This is a genomic window from Methyloversatilis sp., from assembly GCF_030698125.1.
In the GTDB taxonomy this organism is placed as follows: domain Bacteria; phylum Pseudomonadota; class Gammaproteobacteria; order Burkholderiales; family Rhodocyclaceae; genus Methyloversatilis.
The window spans coordinates 1-17133 of record NZ_JAUYNV010000009.1 but is presented as its reverse complement, the minus strand read 5'-3'; the positions used below and the strand labels follow the sequence as shown (position 1 = coordinate 17133).

Annotated in this window: 13 protein-coding genes; 8 read left to right on the top strand and 5 right to left on the bottom strand. The window is 66.9% G+C overall.

What is annotated here, in order from left to right; genetic code table 11:
- Positions 1–5: 5 nt before the first annotated feature.
- Entirely contained in the window at positions 6–1064 is a 1059-nt protein-coding gene (gene pyrC / locus Q8Q80_RS04630) for a dihydroorotase (protein ID WP_305631799.1), read from the bottom strand.
- Between the two features lie 632 nt (positions 1065–1696).
- Entirely contained in the window at positions 1697–2542 is an 846-nt protein-coding gene (gene rsmI / locus Q8Q80_RS04625; RefSeq protein WP_305631822.1) for a 16S rRNA (cytidine(1402)-2'-O)-methyltransferase, read from the bottom strand.
- A gap of 119 nt (positions 2543–2661) precedes the next feature.
- Here rsmI and Q8Q80_RS04620 point away from each other — a divergent pair, with 119 nt between their 5' ends.
- The 4 genes from Q8Q80_RS04620 (at position 2662) to Q8Q80_RS04605 (ending at position 4721) form a co-directional block, all read left to right on the top strand.
- Positions 2662–3024, top strand: a complete 363-nt coding sequence (locus Q8Q80_RS04620; RefSeq protein WP_305631798.1) for a YraN family protein — start codon at positions 2662–2664, stop codon at positions 3022–3024.
- Positions 3008–3394, top strand: a complete 387-nt coding sequence (locus tag Q8Q80_RS04615) for an HIRAN domain-containing protein (RefSeq protein WP_305631797.1) — start codon at positions 3008–3010, stop codon at positions 3392–3394. Before Q8Q80_RS04620 ends, Q8Q80_RS04615 begins: the two co-directional genes overlap by 17 nt.
- An 86-nt stretch (positions 3395–3480) precedes the next feature.
- Positions 3481–4071 (top strand): phosphoheptose isomerase, encoded by a 591-nt coding sequence (locus Q8Q80_RS04610; protein ID WP_305613344.1) that lies wholly within the window; start codon positions 3481–3483, stop codon positions 4069–4071.
- Positions 4071–4721, top strand: coding sequence for a BON domain-containing protein (locus tag Q8Q80_RS04605; RefSeq protein WP_305631796.1), 651 nt, complete (start codon positions 4071–4073; stop codon positions 4719–4721). Before Q8Q80_RS04610 ends, Q8Q80_RS04605 begins: the two co-directional genes overlap by 1 nt.
- Positions 4722–4746: 25 nt before the next feature.
- Here the strand turns inward: Q8Q80_RS04605 and Q8Q80_RS04600 are convergent, their stop codons facing one another.
- The 3 genes from Q8Q80_RS04600 to crcB all read right to left on the bottom strand — a co-directional run bounded on the left by Q8Q80_RS04600 (position 4747) and on the right by crcB (position 10188).
- Positions 4747–5184, bottom strand: coding sequence for a nuclear transport factor 2 family protein (locus Q8Q80_RS04600; RefSeq protein WP_305631795.1), 438 nt, complete (start codon positions 5182–5184; stop codon positions 4747–4749).
- A gap of 86 nt (positions 5185–5270) precedes the next feature.
- The gene (hrpA, locus tag Q8Q80_RS04595; RefSeq protein WP_371132697.1) at positions 5271–9380 is read right to left on the bottom strand and encodes an ATP-dependent RNA helicase HrpA; all 4110 of its coding nucleotides are present in this window, start codon (positions 9378–9380) and stop codon (positions 5271–5273) included.
- Between the two features lie 430 nt (positions 9381–9810).
- Positions 9811–10188, bottom strand: a complete 378-nt coding sequence (gene crcB, locus Q8Q80_RS04590) for a fluoride efflux transporter CrcB (protein ID WP_305631793.1) — start codon at positions 10186–10188, stop codon at positions 9811–9813.
- Between the two features lie 417 nt (positions 10189–10605).
- Between crcB and Q8Q80_RS04585 the strand changes: the two genes are divergently transcribed.
- The 4 genes from Q8Q80_RS04585 (at position 10606) to Q8Q80_RS04570 (ending at position 17020) form a co-directional block, all read left to right on the top strand.
- The gene (locus Q8Q80_RS04585; protein ID WP_305631792.1) at positions 10606–11124 is read left to right on the top strand and encodes a sigma-70 family RNA polymerase sigma factor; all 519 of its coding nucleotides are present in this window, start codon (positions 10606–10608) and stop codon (positions 11122–11124) included.
- On the top strand, positions 11121–11873 hold the full coding sequence (locus tag Q8Q80_RS04580; RefSeq protein WP_305631791.1) for a DUF3379 family protein: 753 nt from the start codon (positions 11121–11123) through the stop codon (positions 11871–11873). Before Q8Q80_RS04585 ends, Q8Q80_RS04580 begins: the two co-directional genes overlap by 4 nt.
- Positions 11874–11954: 81 nt before the next feature.
- Positions 11955–15272, top strand: coding sequence for a DEAD/DEAH box helicase (locus Q8Q80_RS04575; protein WP_305631790.1), 3318 nt, complete (start codon positions 11955–11957; stop codon positions 15270–15272).
- Positions 15273–16081: 809 nt separating this feature from the next.
- Positions 16082–17020 carry an IS630 family transposase gene (locus Q8Q80_RS04570; RefSeq protein WP_305631789.1) on the top strand — a complete coding sequence of 313 codons (939 nt, stop codon included), beginning with the start codon at positions 16082–16084 and terminating at the stop codon, positions 17018–17020.
- Positions 17021–17133: the final 113 nt, after the last annotated feature.

Genomic DNA, 17133 nt, shown 5'->3' with positions numbered 1-17133 from the left:
ATCACTCATTCAACCTTTTCAGGTTCGATGCGCCAGGCGACGCGCTCTCCCGCGCGCAGTGGCACCAGCACATCACCATCGGCAAATTCCTGCTCCGCCTTGACCTCCCACGACTCGCGCAGCAGCGTGATGCGCGACGTATTGCGCGGCAGACCGTACCAGTCCGGGCCGTTGAAGCTGGCGAAGGCTTCGAGCCGGTCCAGCGCCCCGACCGAATCGAAGGCCTCGGCATACAGTTCGATGCCGGCGTGCGAGGTGTAGCAGCCGGCGCAGCCGCACGCTGTCTCCTTCGTGCCTTTCGCGTGCGGCGCCGAATCGGTGCCGAGAAAGAAGCGCCGGTTGCCCGACGTTGCGGCGGCGACCAGTGCAACGCGATGCACCTCGCGCTTCAATACCGGCAGGCAGTAATGATGCGGCCGCACGCCACCGGCAAAGATCGCATTGCGGTTCAACAGCAGATGATGGGCCGTGATCGTGGCAGCAATGTTGTCGCCGGCTGCCACCACGAATTCCGCCGCGTCCCTGGTCGTGATGTGTTCGAACACGACGCGCAGCGTCGGGTGGCGCGCCAGCAGGGGGCGCAGCACGCGCTCGATGAACACCGCCTCGCGATCGAACACGTCCACCTCGGCGTCGGTCACCTCGCCGTGGATCAAAAGCGGCAGGCCGCGCGCGGCCATGCGTGCCAGCGCCGCATCGCAGCGCGCCACATCGGTCACGCCCGAGTCGGAATTGGTGGTGACCCCGGCCGGGTAGAGCTTCACCGCCTTGACGAAGCCGCTGTCGCAGGCGCGGTCGATTTCGTCGGCCGGCGTGTTGTCGGTCAAGTAAAGCACCATCAGCGGCTCGAAGGGCGGCAGACCCGGTGTGGCGGCGTGTGCCGCCATGATGCGGTCGCGGTAGGCCGCAGCCAGCGCCACCGTGGTGACCGGCGGACGCAGATTGGGCATGACGATGGCGCGCGCGAAACGGCGTGCCGTATCGGGCAGTACCGCCTTGAGTGCCGCGCCGTCGCGCAGGTGCAGATGCCAGTCGTCGGGGCGGGTGAGCGTCAGTCTGTTCAAAGCGGGTGTCCCATTCGTTTTCGGAGCCCGCGCGCAACACGCGCACGCTGGCTGCACGATTATCCCGCATAGTCGCTTCGCAGCCCATCGGCGCGGACAGGGTCCGCTCCTACAAGCGATGTCGCCAGTCATGAAGCCGTCGCGGTTTTCGTAGGAGCCTGCCCCGCAGGCGATTCCGGTCTCTGCAAAGGCGGCACTGCTTGATCAACGCACCTATCGCGGACAGGGTCCGCTCCTACAAGCGACGTCGCCAGTCGTGAAGCCATCGCGGTTTTCGTAGGAGCCCTCCACGGCCGGCCCAGCATGGCCGGCCGGCTCTGCGGGCAGCGAGCAGTGCTCGCCGAAACCCCCGCTCCGCCCCCGCAGGCGATCCCGGTCTCCCAACACGCGATGGCGCACGATCAACGTGCGGATCGCGGACAGGGTCCGCTCCTACAAGCGACGTCGCCAGTCATGAAGCCATCGCGGTTTTCGTAGGAGCCTGCCCCGCAGGCGATTCCGGTCTCCGAGACGGCGACGTCGCTTGATCAACGCGCCTATCGCGGACAGGGTCCGCTCCTACGAAAAACGTCGCCAGTCATGAAGCCGTCGCGGTTTTCGCAGGAGCCATCCGCGGCTGGCTCTGCGTGCGATCACACGGCATCCTCGTCCTGCGGCGCATCCGTGCCGTGCGCTATCGCGTGGTCGTACAGCAGCTTGCGCGGCGCGCCGGTGATGGCCTGCGCCACCTTCACGGCGCGGCTCGGCGGCAGTTCGTCGAGCAGCAGATCCAGCGTGCGACGCGCCGCGGCATCGAGACCTTCTTCCGGCTGCGCGGCCGCGAGCAGCAGCACGAATTCGCCGCGCTGGCGGTTGGGGTCTGCCGCCAGCCAGGCGGCAGCCTCCGATACCGGCAGGCGCACGATCTGCTCGAACAGCTTGGTCAGTTCGCGGGCGATCACCAGTTCGCGCTCCGGCTGGATCACCGCGGCGATATCGTCGACGCATTCGACGATGCGATGCGGCGCTTCGTAGAACACCAGTGCGCAGTCCTGTTCGCGCAGCGACTCCAGCACCTTGCGGCGCGCAGCCGACTTGACCGGCAGGAAGCCTGCGAAACGGAACTGTGCGTCGAGCAGACCGCTGGCCGACAGCGCCACCACGGCGGCACTCGGCCCGCTGATCGGTATCACGCGAAAGCCGGCGTCCTGCACTGCGCGCACTACCCGCGCGCCGGGGTCGGACACCGCCGGCGTGCCCGCATCGGACACCAGCGCCACGCGCCGGCCGTCGCGCAGCGCTGCGATCAGGCGTTCCGCACCGCTGCGCTCGTTGTGTTCATGCACCGCCACCAGCTGCGCGGTCAGCCCGAGGTGGCGGGCGAGACGCGACGTTTCCCGCGTGTCCTCGCAGGCGATCAGGTCGGCCGCGCGCAGCGCCGCGATGGCGCGCGCCGACAGCTCGCCCAGATGGCCGATCGGCGTGCCGACGACATACAATGCCGATGTCGTAAATTCTCGCGCGAGGTCATCATGGGGTGTCACGGCATCGGTCATCGGGTACTTTCCTGCGGGCGGGCCGCCATTCTGAGCGTGGCAGCGGTCCGCCACAAGCCGGCATGACGCTGCGCGCTGCGCACGGCGCAGCGGCCGAGGCGCTGGCTGCACGTCATCTCGAAGCGCACGGCCTGCGGGTGATCGGCCGCAACCTGCGCTGGCCGGACGGCGAACTCGATCTGGTGTGCGAACACGGCGACAGCCTCGTTTTCGTCGAAGTGCGCCTGCGTCGTGATGCGCGCTTCGGCGGCGCGGCCGCCAGCGTCGGCCCGACCAAGCAGGCGCGGCTGATCCGCGCCGCGCAGCACTATCTGGCCGAACAGGGCCGGCGTACGCGCCAGCGACCGGCACGCTTCGACGTGGTGGCGCTGTCGGGGCTGGACGGCAGGCAGATCGAATGGATACGCGATGCGTTCGGCCTGTAGCGTGCTGGCGCTGCTCGCCTCGCTCGCGGCCGACCTCGCATCCGCCCAGAGCCTGCGCCTGCTGGCGCAGCGCTCGCCACTGGCCGGCGCCCAGTTCCACCAGCTGCACGCGGTACGCCCGGGCCTGCGCGAAGGCGATGCGCTGACACTTGAACGCGAACCCGGCAATCGCCATGACCGGCGCGCCATCCGCGTGCTGTGGCGCGGCCACATGCTGGGCTATCTGCCGCGCGCCGCCAATTTCGAGGCGGCAGCCGAAATGGATGCCGGACAGCGGTTGAGCGCGCGCATCGGCCGCCTGACCGACGACCCCGACCCGTGGCAGCGCGTGCGCATCGACGTCTATGTCGAACTGGCGCCCGCGCAATGAACGCCGGCTTCGTTTCCGGCTGTAAGAAAACGGGGCAACACGGGGGATGTTGATAAACTCCGCGCTTCACCCTGCCCTGTGTCCTCATGAACCTGGTTTCACGCATTTCCGAGCATTTCTTCGACAGCGCGCAAACCAAGCTTTCGTCGGTCGAATTGCTGGCGGCACCGATCGGCGATGCCATCGAACTGATGGTGTCCAGCCTGATGGCCACCGGCAAGATTCTGGCGTGCGGCAACGGTGGTTCGGCGGCCGACGCGCAGCATTTCGCCGCCGAACTGGTTGGCCGCTATGAACGCGAACGACCCGAGCTCGCAGCCATCGCGCTGACCGTCGACACCTCCATCCTGACCGCCATCGCCAACGATTACGGCTACGAACAGGTGTTCGCGAAACAGGTGCGTGCGCTCGGCCAGCCGAACGACGTGCTGCTCGCACTGTCCACATCGGGCAATTCGGGCAACGTGATCGAGGCCATCCGCGCCGCGCACGAGCGCGAAATGCGCGTGGTGGCGCTGACCGGCCGCGGCGGCGGACGCATCGCCGAAATGCTCACCGAACGCGACATCCATATCTGCGTGCCAGCCGAACGCACGGCGCGCATCCAGGAAGTTCACCTGCTCACCCTGCATTGCCTGTGTGACGGCATTGATTGCATGCTTCTAGGAACCGAATGATGACCCACACACCGATCATGACCACCCGCGCGAAACTCGCGCGTCCGCTGCTGATTGCCGCACTTGCTGCGGCCTGCATACCGATGCTTCAAGGTTGCTTCCCGATCGTCGCGGCCGGTGCCGGGGGCGCCGTGCTGTCGGCGCTCGATCGGCGCACCAGCGGCACCCAGGTCGAAGACGAAGGCATCGAACTGCGGACCAGCTCGCGCCTGCGCGAAAAGCTGGGCAATCGCGCCAACATCAGCGTCACCAGCTACAACCGCAATGTGCTGCTGACCGGCCAGGTGGCCGACGACGCCACGCGCGCCGAAGCCGAAACCATCGCGGGTGGCGTGCCGAATGTGCGCGGCATCAGCAACGAGACCGAAATCGCCGGGGTGTCGTCGCTGACCCAGCGTTCGAGCGACGCGCTCATCACCTCGAAGGTGAAGGCGCGCATTCTCGATTCGCAGCGCGTGTCGGCCAACCACGTCAAGGTGGTGACCGAAGGCAGCAAGGTCTATCTGATGGGCCTCGTGACCGAAGCCGAGGCGAACGCCGCCAAGCAGGTCGCTGCCGCGACCGGTGGCGTCGCCAAGGTGGTGGCGATCTTCGAAATCGTCAGCCCGGAAGAAGCACGCCGGCTGGATCAGGCAGGCGCCCGCAAGTAGCCGCTCTGCCAATCGCCGGGCGTCGTCAGAGGCCCGGCACGGCGAGTCGGCGGCGCAGCCAGCGCATCGCACCGCCGATCACCGGCAGCTTTTCGTACAGCTCCTGCGCGGCATCCCAGTAATCGCGATGTTCGGCGACGCACCCCGCGTCGTCGAAGCACAGCCGCGTCGCGCCCACGATCTGCAGCGCCTGCCCGCGCATCGTGAAGTGCATCGTCCAGTCCAGCCACGCCGCATCGCTTTCGCTCATCGCCGAGTGCACCTCGAAGCGCGGTGCGCCGACCTGCTCGAACATGTGGCTGAAGATGCGCGCCACGGCAGCCCGACCGCGCACGTCATTGAACGGATCGCGGAAGCGCGCGTCGGTCGCATACAGCGCAGCGAGCGCATCCACGGTATCCGGCGTCAAGGATTCGAACGCCGCGATCAGCGTGCGCAGGCGCGGGTCGGTGTCAGCAGACATGTCGTGTCATTCCGGAATTTTTCCCATCGGCCATTCTTGCAGAGAGTGACCGTGGGTTGCATCTGTGGGAGCGGACGGCAGGCCGGTCACGCCCGCGCACGCGATTCCCATATTTTCTGCAGCCGCTTCACCGACACCGGCACCGGGGTGCGCAGTTCCTGGGCGAACAGGTTCACGCGCAGCTCTTCGAGCAGCCAGCGGAATTCATCGATGAACGGATCGGCCACGCCGGCGCGGGCACGCACGATGCGTTCGCGGTCCCACAGGGTAGCCAGTGACTGCCAGTCGGCCAGCGCGCGGGCGTCGCGTTCCGGGTCGGTGCGCAGCTTGTCGATGCGCAGGGCGATCGCCTTCAGATAGCGCGGGTAGTGGGTCAGCCGCTCGAACGGCGTGCGTTCGATGAAGTGCTTGCCGACCAGCGCATCGAGCTGGGCGCGCATGTCGGCGCCGGCGTCCGGATGCGCCTTCAGCGCGACCAGCTTCTTGCTCAGTGCGGCGTATTCGGTCAGCACGCTGCCGGCGAGGCGGCCGATTTCCTGCGCCACCAGCGAAATGCGCGGCCGGGCTTCGTCGCGGCGCGCGGCGAAGCTCGCGGCATCCTGCGGCCAGGGTTCCATCATGCAGCAGCGGTCCATGGTGGCGGCCACCAGCTGGGCGCGCAGTTCCGGTTCGCTGCCCAGATTCATGTACTGCATCGCCATGTCGCGCAGGCCGGGCAGGCTCTTTTCGATGTACTTCACCTGATCGCGCAGCTCGAGCGCGAACAGCCGGCGCAGGCCGCGCCGGTGCACCTCGAGTGCGGCCTCCGGCGTGTCGAGCACGCGCAGGCTGACCGACTCGCCTTCGTCCTGCAGCGCCGGAAACCCGATCACCCGGCGACCGGCCACTTCGACTTCCATCAGTTCGGGCAGCGGCCCGAAAGTCCATGCGCGGTAGCGTTCGTCACCGGCGGTCTGCTCGGCGACCGCCGGGGCGGCCGGTTCGGCTGCAGCGCGGCCCTTCCTGGTCGGCTGCGGTACCGGCGCCTTCGCCACGACGTCGCGCGCGCCCAGCGCAGACAGCGCGTCGGCCATGCTGCCGCGCGCCGTCGCCGCCTTCGCGGTCACCGCCTCGTTGTGCCCCGCGGCCGGTGCGTTTGCCGGCGCACTGGCAAGCTCACTGGCCAACACTCGCGCCGCATCGGCCACGGGCGCGGCCGGCGGCAGCGCGATGCGTGCCGACTCGAAGCGACGCGCCACCTCGTCCTTCAGCCGGGTGCGCAGTTCGGCCAGATTGCGCGACTGGCCGAGTACCCGGCCGTGCTCATCGACCACACGCACATTCATCATCAGATGCGCCGGCAGGTTTTCCGCGCGGATGGCATCGGACGGCAGCTTCAGGCTCACCTTCAGTTCGATCGCGCGCGCCAGCGCCTTCACCAGCGGTTCGGCCTGGTCGTGCTCCTGCGCGATGAAATCGGCGACGAAACCAGCCACCGGCTGCAACCGGTGGCGCAACTTCGGCGGAATGGTCTTCGCGAGCTGCAGCACCTTCTCTTCGATCAGGCCGGGCACCAGCCAGTCGAGCCTGGCCGCCGGAATCTGGTTCAGCAGCGTCAGCGGCACGGTCAGCGTGACGCCGTCGTCGGCCGCATTCGGCTCGTGCCGGTACTCGAGCTTCAGCCGTTGGCCCAGCAGATCCATCTTGGCCGGGAAGCGCTCGCTGCTGACGCCGGCCGCCTCGTGGCGCATCAGCTGTTCGCGCGTCAGGTGCAGCAGCTTCGGGTTTTCGCGTTCGGCGTCGCGCCGCCAGCGCTCGAAGCCGCGCAGGTCGATCACGTCGGCCGGCACGATGGAATCGTAGAAGGCGTGGATCAGCGATTCGTCCACCAGCAGGTCCTGCCGCCGCTGCTTCTCTTCCAGCCGCTCGATCTGCGCGATCAGATCGAGGTTGTGCTGCAGGAATTTCATCTGCTTCAGCGCGATGTCGGTCACGTCGCCATTGACCAGCCCTTCGCGGATCAGCAGTTCGCGCGCCAGCACCGGGTCGGTCTTGCCGTACTGCACCGCCCGCTTGGCATACAGCGTGATGCCGTGGATGACGCCGCGCTCCCAGGCCACCGTCTCGCCGCGGCTTTTCGACCAGTGCGGCTCGTAGGTCGAGCGACGCAGCAGATGGGCGCCCACCTCCTCCACCCATTCCGGTTCGATGCGCGCGATGCAGCGCGCGAACAGTCGCGTGGTTTCGACCAGTTCGGCGGTCATGATCCACTTGCCGCCCTTCTTCGCCAGCGCCGATCCCGGATGCGGCCAGAACTTGATGCCGCGTGCGCCCAGATAAGGCGGCTCGCCGGCGCGCGCGTCCTCGATGCGCAGCCCGAGATTGCCGAGCAGGCCGGTCAGCAGCGCGCGATGCAGCGCGTCGAATTCGGCCGGCCGTTCGTTCTCCTTCCAGTCGTGCTCGGCACACAGCGTGTGCAGCTGGGTGTGCACGTCGCGCCACTCGCGCATGCGCATCCAGTTCAGGAAGTTGGCGCGGCACCACTCGCGCTGCTTGGCCTGCGACTGGTGATGCCACACCTCGTCGAACGCCGCCCAGGCCTTCAGGTACCACAGGAATTCGCTGCGTTCGTCGGCGAACTTCGCGTGCGCCTGATCGGCGGCGCCGGCCCGTTCTTCGGGCCGGTCGCGCGGGTCCTGCACGGACAGGCCAGCGGTGATGACGAGTACTTCCTTCAGGGCGCCGTGATCGCGCGCCGCCAGAATCATCCGCGCCACGCGCGGGTCGACCGGCAGCTTGGCCAGTTCGCGGCCGAGCGGCGTCAGGTCGCGCGCCTCGTCCACCGCACCCAGCTCCTGCAGCAGCTGATAACCATCGGCGATGGCACGCGGCGCCGGGCGGTCGATGAAGGGGAATTCCTCGACGTCGGCCAGACTCAGCGACTTCATGCGCAGGATGACGCCGGCCAGCGACGAGCGCAGGATTTCCGGGTCGGTGTGCGCCGGCCGCTGGTTGAAGTCTTCTTCGTCGTACAGCCTGAAGCACACGCCGCTCGACACCCGGCCGCAGCGGCCGGCGCGCTGCTTCGCCGCCGATTGCGCGATCGGCTCGACCTGCAGCTGCTCGACCTTGTTGCGGTAGCTGTAGCGCTTGACGCGCGCCAGACCGGTGTCGATCACGTAGCGGATGCCCGGCACGGTGAGCGAAGTTTCGGCCACGTTGGTGGCGAGAATGACGCGCCGGCCGTTCGAACCCTGGAACACGCGCGACTGTTCCTGCGCCGACTGACGCGCATACAGCGCCAGCACTTCCGGCTTCACGCCGGCCAGCCGCGTGTGGTGCTTGCGCAGCGCCTCGGTGCCTTCGCGAATCTCGCGCTCGCCCGGCATGAACACCAGCACGTCGCCCGGGCCGGTCGAAAAAGCCTCGTCCACGGCGTCGCATACGGCGTCGTACAGATCGCGGTCTTTCTGCGCCTCGAACGGCCGCCAGCGCATTTCGATCGGGTACAGCCGGCCGCTGACCTCGATCACCGGCGCCGGCGTGTCGCCCTGCGCGAAGTGGTTGGCGAAGCGCTCGGCGTCCAGGGTGGCGGAGGTGACGATCACCTTCAGGTCGGGCCGGCGCGGCAGCACCTCGCGCAGATAGCCGAGCAGGAAATCGATGTTCAGGCTGCGCTCGTGCGCCTCGTCGATGATGAGCGTGTCGTAGGCGGCGAGCCAGCGGTCGCGCTGCGTCTCGGCGAGCAGGATGCCGTCAGTCATCAGCTTGATGCGGCTGTCTTCCGACGTGCGGTCGGTGAAGCGGATCGCGAAACCCACTTCGCGACCGAGCGACACGTTCAATTCCTTGGCCACCCGGTCGGCGGTGGCGCGCGCCGCGATGCGGCGCGGCTGCGTGTGGCCGATCAGCCCGCGCGCGCCGCGACCCAGTTCGAGGCACAGCTTGGGCAGTTGCGTGGTCTTGCCGGAGCCGGTTTCGCCACACACGATGATGACCTGGTGCGCGGCCAGCGCGGCGGCGATCTCGTCGCGCCGCGCCGACACCGGCAGTTCTTCCGGGTATTCGATCCTGGGCGCCGACGCGCGCCGCGCCGCGACCTTCGCCTGCGACGCCGCGACGCGTTCAGCCAGCTTTGCGGGCCACTTGTCGGGCGTACGCTGCCCCGGCGGCAGTTCGCGCAACGCACGGCCGATCGCCGCCGCGTCACGGCTCATGCAGCTTTCGAGGAGGGCGTTCAGATCGGGGCGCGGCACAGTCATCGGTCGGGACAGCGATCCGCCAGCGGCGGAAAGGGCGACATTGTCGTTGAAAGGTGCACCGGGCGGGCGGTTCGGATGGGTGGGGTTGGGGATCGCTGCGCTGACTTCAACGAACGGGGCGGCTGCGGGGGGTGGGTGTTGGGCATCGCCTTTGGCTCACCCCAACCTACGGGGATGGTGGGGCGGGTGTTGGGCATCGCTGCGCTCACCCCAACCTACGGACGCCTCACGCCGTTGTAGTTGTAGGTTGGGGTGAGCCAAAGGCGATGCCCAACATCCACACCCTCCGCCCCGCACCCCCCGTAGGTTGGGGTGAGCGCAGCGATGCCCAACAGCGGCCTGTCACCCTCGACACGCCCATCCCCGACGACCACCCGCGACACGGCTAGCCCACCACGTTCTTCCACATCCACCAACCGAGCGCGGTCATGGCGAGCGAACCGATCACGTGCGCGGCCACGGCGACGAAGGCCCACATCGTGTCGCCACGCTGGAAGAGCGAAAACACCTCGCCGGAAAAGCTCGAAAAGGTGGTCAGTCCGCCGAGAAACCCCGTTGTACACAGCAGTTTCACGTGCGGCGGCACATCCGGCACCGCCTGGAACACGGCGAGTGCCACGCCCATCAGCAAGCCGCCGACCATATTGGCCACCCAGGTGCCGAGCGGGAAACCCGCAAACAGTGGATTCAGCGTCAGGCCCAGCCCCCAGCGCAGCCAGGCACCGAGCGCCGCACCGCCGCCCACGGCAAGGAAGTTCTGCATGTCGCGCCGCCGGAATCATCGAAGGCGCCATTGTAGAGACAGGCAAGTCCCTGCAGGAGCCATCCACGGCTGGCCCTGCAGCCGATTCCCGTCTCCGAAACGCGGCAGCGCATGATCAACGTGCGGATCGCGGACGGGGTCCGCTCCTACGAAGGGCAGCACCGTCGCGGTTTTCGTAGGAGCCTGCCCCGCAGGCGATCCGGTCTCCGAAATACGGCATCGCGTGATCAACGTACGGATCGCGGACGGGGTCCGCTCCTGCGAAGGGCAGCACCGTCGCGGTTTTCGTGGGAGCCTTCACTGGCCAGCCGTTGGCGGGCAGCGGGTAGTGGCCGGCCCGTTCGGTCTGTCACACGATGTAAGGTTGCGCAGGCTGCGCGGGTCTGTAGGCTTGTCAGCTCATCCCCGGACGACGTCGTGATACTCGGATTCAGCAAACGCAAGAGCTTCGAACAGGCGGTGCGGGCCTTCAGCCCGGATCTTTACCGGTTCGCCTGGTGGCTGTGCCGCGACAAGTTCGTGGCCGAAGACCTGGTGCAGGAAACGTTTGTCCGCGCCTGGAAGGCGTGGGACGACATCAAGGATTCCAACGCCACGAAAAGCTGGCTGATCACCATCGTGCGGCGCGAGCACGCCCGGCTGTACGAGCGCAAGCAGTTCGATTACGTCGATGTCGAGCTTGAAGACCTGCAGATCGCCGCCGATCACGAACCGATGGAAGTGTTTGAAATGGAAAACCTGCTGGGCAGCCTGCCGCTGACCTTGCGCGAACCGCTGGTGCTGCAGGCACTGGGCGGATTTTCATGTGCCGAAATCGCCACCATGCTCGAGACCACCGAAGGCGCCATCATGACCCGCCTGACCCGCGCCCGGCAGGCGCTGCGCAGCACGCTCACCGCCCAACCGGGCACCGCCAGCCGGAGGGCCGAATCATGAGCGCCGACGGCTTCAACTGCATCGACTTCCGGCGCGAAAAGATGGCCGATCCGCGGCGTCTGACCGAAGCGGCGGAAGAGCACCTGATCGCCTGCGCCGGCTGCCAGAGCTTTTCGCGCCGGGTCAATGCGCAGGAGCGCGCGCTGCAGCAGGCGGTGAGCATCGACGTGCCCGACGGTCTGGCCGAACGCATCATCGTGGGCGGCCGCAGCCAGACGCGTACGCCGTTCAAGCTGTGGGCGCTGGCGGCCAGCCTGGTGCTGAGCCTGGGCATGGGCGCGCAGTACTGGCACGCCGCACCCGACCGCGACCGCATCGCGCTGGCGGTCGATCACGTGATGCACGAGCCGCAGGCGCTGATGAGCACGCGGCTGATCGAACCGGAACGGGTGGCACAGGTGTTCGAAAGCTTCGGCGCCGAAGTGCGGGTGCCGCTGTCGTCGGTGCGCTACGTGAAGCTGTGCCCGGTGCCCGGCGGCACCGGCTGGCACATCGTGTTCGACACCGACAAGGGCCCGGCCACCCTGCTGCTGCTGCCGCAGAACACGGCGAAGAAGGCGCGCGTGCTGACCGCCTCGTACGGTGGCATGGGCGTGCATGTCGAGCCGGGCGGTCAGGGCATGTTTGCCGTGGTGGCCGGCGACGAGGAACAGGCCCGTGCCGCGGCCGGCATGCTGCACCGGCACGTCAGCTGGGTGCGCGCCGACACGCTGACCCAGCGCGAAGGCGCCGAGCGGCCGCGCACCTGAACCCAACTGTAATGCGAGCGGCGGACGCAGGGCTTACAATCCTGCGTCCGTTTTTTTTCGCCTTGTGCGCGCCGTTTCGCAATGGAATTGACCCGCCTGCTTTCGCAGCTCGACGACCGCATGCTCGGCGAGCTGTTCTCGGAAGAGACCATCATCCGCGGCAGCGGCTATGTGTCGCGGGTGGGCGATATCGAGGTCAATGGCCCGACGCTGCGCGCGCTGGTGCGCGGCTCGCGACCGCAGCCGTATCAGGTGTCGGTGCGGCTGGAACGGCGCGAATACTTCGGCGAACGCACGCTTGAAGTGGCGTCGCGCTGCAGTTGCCCGGTCGGCAACCGCTGCAAGCACGCGGTCGGCCTGCTGCTGGCGGCGAAACAGCAGGGCGAGTTGATCGAAAAGCCGCGCGCCGAAATCCTGCGCTGGGCGCAAACCCTGGGTCAGCGCCTGGCCCGGGACACCAGCACCGGAACGAAGAAGCGCAGCAACCCGGTGCGCGATGCCATCATCTTCCTGGTCGCGCTGCGCGGTACGCAGGCGCCCGAGTTCCGGCTGCTCAAGGCGCGCCTGACGCGCGACGGCGCCTTCAGCGGCGACGGCCAGCCCTGGTTCAATTACGAACAGGCGCTGCTCAAGCCGCCCTCTTTCGTGCACGAAAGCGATCTGCCGGTGTTCCGCGTGCTGCGCGACGCCATCCGCAAGCGCCACAGCAGCACCTTCGTCCCCTTCGAACTGCGCGGCAGCGACGGGCTGGGCGTGCTGCGCAGCGCGCTCGAAACCGGTCGCACCTATGTGCTGGACAGCGGCGGTGACGGCCTCGTCCACCTGCTTGCGGCCGGCGAACCGCGCCCCGGCCAGCTCGAATGGCAGACCGAAAAGCTCGGCGTGCGCGCCCTGCTCGCCTGCACGCCACCGGCCAGCACCGTGCTGCCGACCGAGCCGCCCTGGTATGTCGACGCCGCCCGAGGTCAGGCCGGCGAAGTGCTGCACCCGGACCGCGCCGCGCTGATGGCGGTGCTGGAACTGCCGCTGCTGTCGCCGGCCGAATTGCCGCTGGTCGCCGGGGCGCTGGCCGACGTGGCGCCCGCGCTGCCGTCGCCGCTCGGTCGCGACGCCGCCAACCTGCCGTTGCTGACCGAGCCGCTGCGCCCGGTGCTGCAGCTGCAGAGCCTTGCCGTGTGGCATGTGAAGCCGCATCGCCGCTACGACAAGGCGCTCGGCCACACGCTGTACGACCTCGCCACCGTGTCGTTGCACTACGGCCAGGCGCGCTTCGCCGCCACCGACTCGTCCGATCTCGCCACCCTGCCCAGCGGGCGCGCGGTGCGCGTCAAGCGCGACCTGGCGGCCGAAGGCCGCGCGCTCGCGCTGCTGAGCGAGGTCGGTTTTGCGCCGCTGCAGGCGCGCTGGCTGCAGATGTTCGACCCGCTGCCGGTCGGCGCACTCGGGCTGGAAAGCGAAGCCGCCTGGGCGCGCTTCTTTTCCGCCGAAGCCGGCGTGCTGACCCGCGCCGGCTGGCAGATCGACTGTCCGCCAGACTTCCGCCACCGCGTGCTGGTGGTCGACGAGTGGTACGCGGATCTCGACGAAAACGAAAACGGCTGGCTCGAACTGTCGCTCGGCATCGACGTCGGCGGCCGCCGGCTCGATCTGGCGCCGCTGCTGTACGCCCTGTTCAAGCGCGACGGCCGCTGGCTCGACCCGGTCGCACTCGACCGCATGCGCGACGAAGACGCGACCGAACTGCACACGCCGGAAGGCGAGCGCATCGTCGTGCCGGCCGGGCGCATCAAGCCACTGGCGCGCACCCTGGTCGACCTGTTCGACAGCCCGACCGCCGGCGCGCTGCGCGTGTCGCGCATGGACGCCCCGCGCCTGACCGAGGCGCTCGATGCGAAGTGGACGCGCGCCGGCTTCCAGTCGCTGGAAAAATGGGTCGAGCGGCTGCGCGGCATGCGGGGCATCGCGCCGGTCGTCGAGCCGGCGGGCTTCGGCATCGAACTTCGCCCCTACCAGCGCGAAGGGCTGGCCTGGCTGCAGCATCTGCGGGCACACGATCTGGGCGGCATCCTGGCCGACGACATGGGGCTGGGCAAGACCGCCCAGGCGCTGGCCCACCTGCTGACCGAAAAGCTCGCCGGCCGGCTCGACCGCCCGGCGCTGGTCGTGCTGCCGACCTCGCTGGTGTTCAACTGGCAGCGAGAAGCCGAGCGCTTCGCGCCGCAGTTGAGCGTGCTCAAGCTGCACGGCGCCGACCGCAGCACGCTGTTCGACCGGATCCCGCAGCACGACGTGTGCCTCACCACCTACCCGCTGCTGTGGCGCGACCACGAAAAGCTGGCCGCGCACGACTACCACCTGCTCATCCTCGACGAGGCGCAGACGGTGAAGAACACCGGCAGCCAGGCGGCAAAGGCGGTGCGCCTGCTGCGCGCACGTCACCGGCTGTGCCTCACCGGCACGCCGATGGAAAACCATCTGGGCGAGCTGTGGGCGCAGTTCGACTTCCTGCTGCCCGGCTTTCTCGGCGAATCGAAGGATTTCACGCGCAGCTGGCGCACGCCGATCGAAAAGCACGGCGACCTGATCCGGCGCGAACTGCTGGCCCGGCGCGTGGCGCCCTTCATCCTGCGGCGGCGCAAGGACGACGTCGCGAAGGAACTGCCGCCCAAGACCGAAGTGCTGCGCACGGTCGAACTGACCGGCCGCCAGCGCGACCTGTACGAAACCGTGCGCGTCGCGATGGACAAGCGGGTGCGCGAAGAAGTCGCCAGCCGCGGCTTCGCGCGCAGCCGCATCGTCATCCTCGACGCGCTGCTCAAGCTGCGTCAGGTGTGCTGCGACCCGCGCCTGCTGAAGACCGACGCCGCGCTGCGCGTGAAGGAACGCGCCAAGCTCGACCTCCTGATGGACATGCTGGAAAACCTGCTGGCCGAAGGCCGCAAGGTGCTGGTGTTTTCGCAATTCACCGCCATGCTCGACCTGATCAAGACCGAACTGGACGACGCCGGCATCGGCTCGGTCACGCTGACCGGCGACACCACCCACCGCGAAGCCGTGGTGCGCCGCTTCCAGGAAGGCACGGTGCCGGTGTTCCTGATCAGCCTGAAAGCCGGCGGCGTCGGCCTCAACCTCACCCACGCCGACACCGTCATCCACTACGACCCCTGGTGGAACCCCGCCGCCGAAAACCAGGCCAGCGACCGCGCCCACCGCATCGGCCAGGACAAGCCGGTGTTCGTCTACAAGCTCATCGTCGCCGGCAGCATCGAAGAACGCATCGTCGCCCTGCAGGAAAAAAAGGCCGCCCTGGCCGAAGGCATCCTGGGCAACGACGAGGCGGCACTGGAGAAGTTCGGGGAGAACGATCTGGCGGCGCTGTTCGAGCCGCTGGCGGAGTGAGCGCGACGAGGACAGCATCCAGGAAATGCACCAAGTCGCGCGGGACACCCGACCGCGACATCAGAACCTTTACTCGCCTGCGCCCAAACGCAGCCCGAGCTTAGCCAACCTTACTCCAAGTTGAACGGGCGTTGAGGGCAAAGCTGCGCGCGCAGACGCCTTGACCCTTTTTGGTTCCGAGCAGGAACCTTGAACCGTACGTAACAGCCGCTCCCGAAAATGTTGGTTGATGTTGACGAAGGCCTTGTCATAATGCGGGCGCCGTGTGGTAGGGTTTTTCGCGCGATTTTTATGACTGAGTATTCGACCCCGTTCCACGCAAGCCATTGAGCTGAAGCTAGAAGTCCATTTAGCCAACGACATTGGCGTTCAAAATAAAAGCTCGGCATCACCAATCTCAATTGCCTAAGGTACTTGTCGATGGCCACTAAGCATGATCTGCAGGACTGGGTTAGGGATGCCTTACGAGATTGCGGCGGCAACGCAAGGCTAGTCGAGGTCGCAAAGTTCATTTGGGCGCACCATGAGGCACAACTTAAAGCATCTGGTGATCTTCTCTACACATGGCAGTACGACATGCGCTGGGCGGCCAACGTCTTGCGCAGGAAGGGCGTTATGAAGCCCGTAGCTGCGTCGCCAACAGGGCTATGGGAGTTAGCGGAGCCGGGAGAGAGACGGGCGCAAGGCGCCGAGTAATGCGCTGCATCAGACCAGAAAAAGGCTGCGCTTCTTTTCTTCGGTTGCACTAAGACGTTAAGTTATGAATATTAACCCGGCAATCAATTAGCCGATTCTGATATAATTCGTGGATGGAAAAGATCGACGCCCGAAAGCTTCCCCGCCACGCCCAAGATGAAATGCGCCGCCAGGCGATGCGAATGCGCGCCGAGCTTGGATTGACGTGGAAAGAGATTGCGCGAGTCGTTGGCGTCAATGTCGGAACGGTCCTGAATTGGTCGCGCCGCTATGCCACGGAAGGTGCAGGCGGACTGGTGTCGAAGACGCGGGGTCGGCGCTTTTTGTCGGGGCGTACGCTGACCCTGGCTCAGGAATGGCAATTGCGTTCGATCATCGTGGGTCAGAACCCGAATCAGATGAGCTTGCCGTTTGCGCTGTGGAACCGGCGAGCGGTAATGGAACTGGTCAAGGTGTTGTTCGATATCGACATGCCGATCCGCACCGTGGGCGAATACCTGCTGCGTTGGGGCTACACGCCGCAGCGGCCGATGAAGCGGGCGCTGGAACAAAACCCGCTCAAGGTCGAGCAGTGGATCAACGAGGCCTATCCGCAAATCATGGCGCGCGCAAAGGCCGAGGAGGCCACGATCTACTGGGGCGACGAGACGGCGGTGGCCGAGGACGGACACTGGTTGCGAGGCTACGCGCCCATGGGTCAGACACCCGTGCTGGCGGCTCCGAGCAAGCGGCACGGACTGACGATGATTTCGGCTATCAGCAATCAGGGACTGGTGCGGTTCGAATTCATTGAGGGGGCAATGAACACCGATCTGATGATCGAATTCATGGAAGGTCTCATCACAGATAGCGCTGGGAAAGTGTTTCTGATTCTGGACAATCTGCGCGTGCATCACGCGAAACTGGTTACCGAGTGGCTTCAGGAGCACCAGGCGAAGATCGAAGTTTTTTACCTGCCACCCTATTCGCCAGAACTCAATCCTGATGAGTATCTGAACCGGGAATTCAAGACACGGCTGCGCCTGCAGGGCTTCCGCACTCGAAACGCATAGCGCCTGAACCATGCCGAATGGGTTGTTCCGCATGTTATCCCGTTTACCGTCAATGACCTGATGCAGCCCCTTGTGGACCTTCGCGAAACGGCGTCTACTCTCGTCTTTTGGAC

Bases quoted from the DNA above. Each gene is read 5' to 3' on its own strand.
- Q8Q80_RS04620 (WP_305631798.1), top strand. From the start codon at position 2,662: ATGACGCTGCGCGCTGCGCACGGCGCAGCGGCCGAGGCGCTGGCTGCA.
- Q8Q80_RS04615 (WP_305631797.1), top strand. From the start codon at position 3,008: ATGCGTTCGGCCTGTAGCGTGCTGGCGCTGCTCGCCTCGCTCGCGGCC.
- Q8Q80_RS04610 (WP_305613344.1), top strand. From the start codon at position 3,481: ATGAACCTGGTTTCACGCATTTCCGAGCATTTCTTCGACAGCGCGCAA.
- Q8Q80_RS04605 (WP_305631796.1), top strand. From the start codon at position 4,071: ATGACCCACACACCGATCATGACCACCCGCGCGAAACTCGCGCGTCCG.
- Q8Q80_RS04600 (WP_305631795.1), bottom strand. From the start codon at position 5,184: ATGTCTGCTGACACCGACCCGCGCCTGCGCACGCTGATCGCGGCGTTC.
- hrpA (WP_371132697.1), bottom strand. From the start codon at position 9,380: ATGAGCCGTGACGCGGCGGCGATCGGCCGTGCGTTGCGCGAACTGCCG.
- crcB (WP_305631793.1), bottom strand. From the start codon at position 10,188: ATGCAGAACTTCCTTGCCGTGGGCGGCGGTGCGGCGCTCGGTGCCTGG.
- Q8Q80_RS04580 (WP_305631791.1), top strand. From the start codon at position 11,121: ATGAGCGCCGACGGCTTCAACTGCATCGACTTCCGGCGCGAAAAGATG.
- Q8Q80_RS04575 (WP_305631790.1), top strand. From the start codon at position 11,955: ATGGAATTGACCCGCCTGCTTTCGCAGCTCGACGACCGCATGCTCGGC.
- Q8Q80_RS04570 (WP_305631789.1), top strand. From the start codon at position 16,082: ATGGAAAAGATCGACGCCCGAAAGCTTCCCCGCCACGCCCAAGATGAA.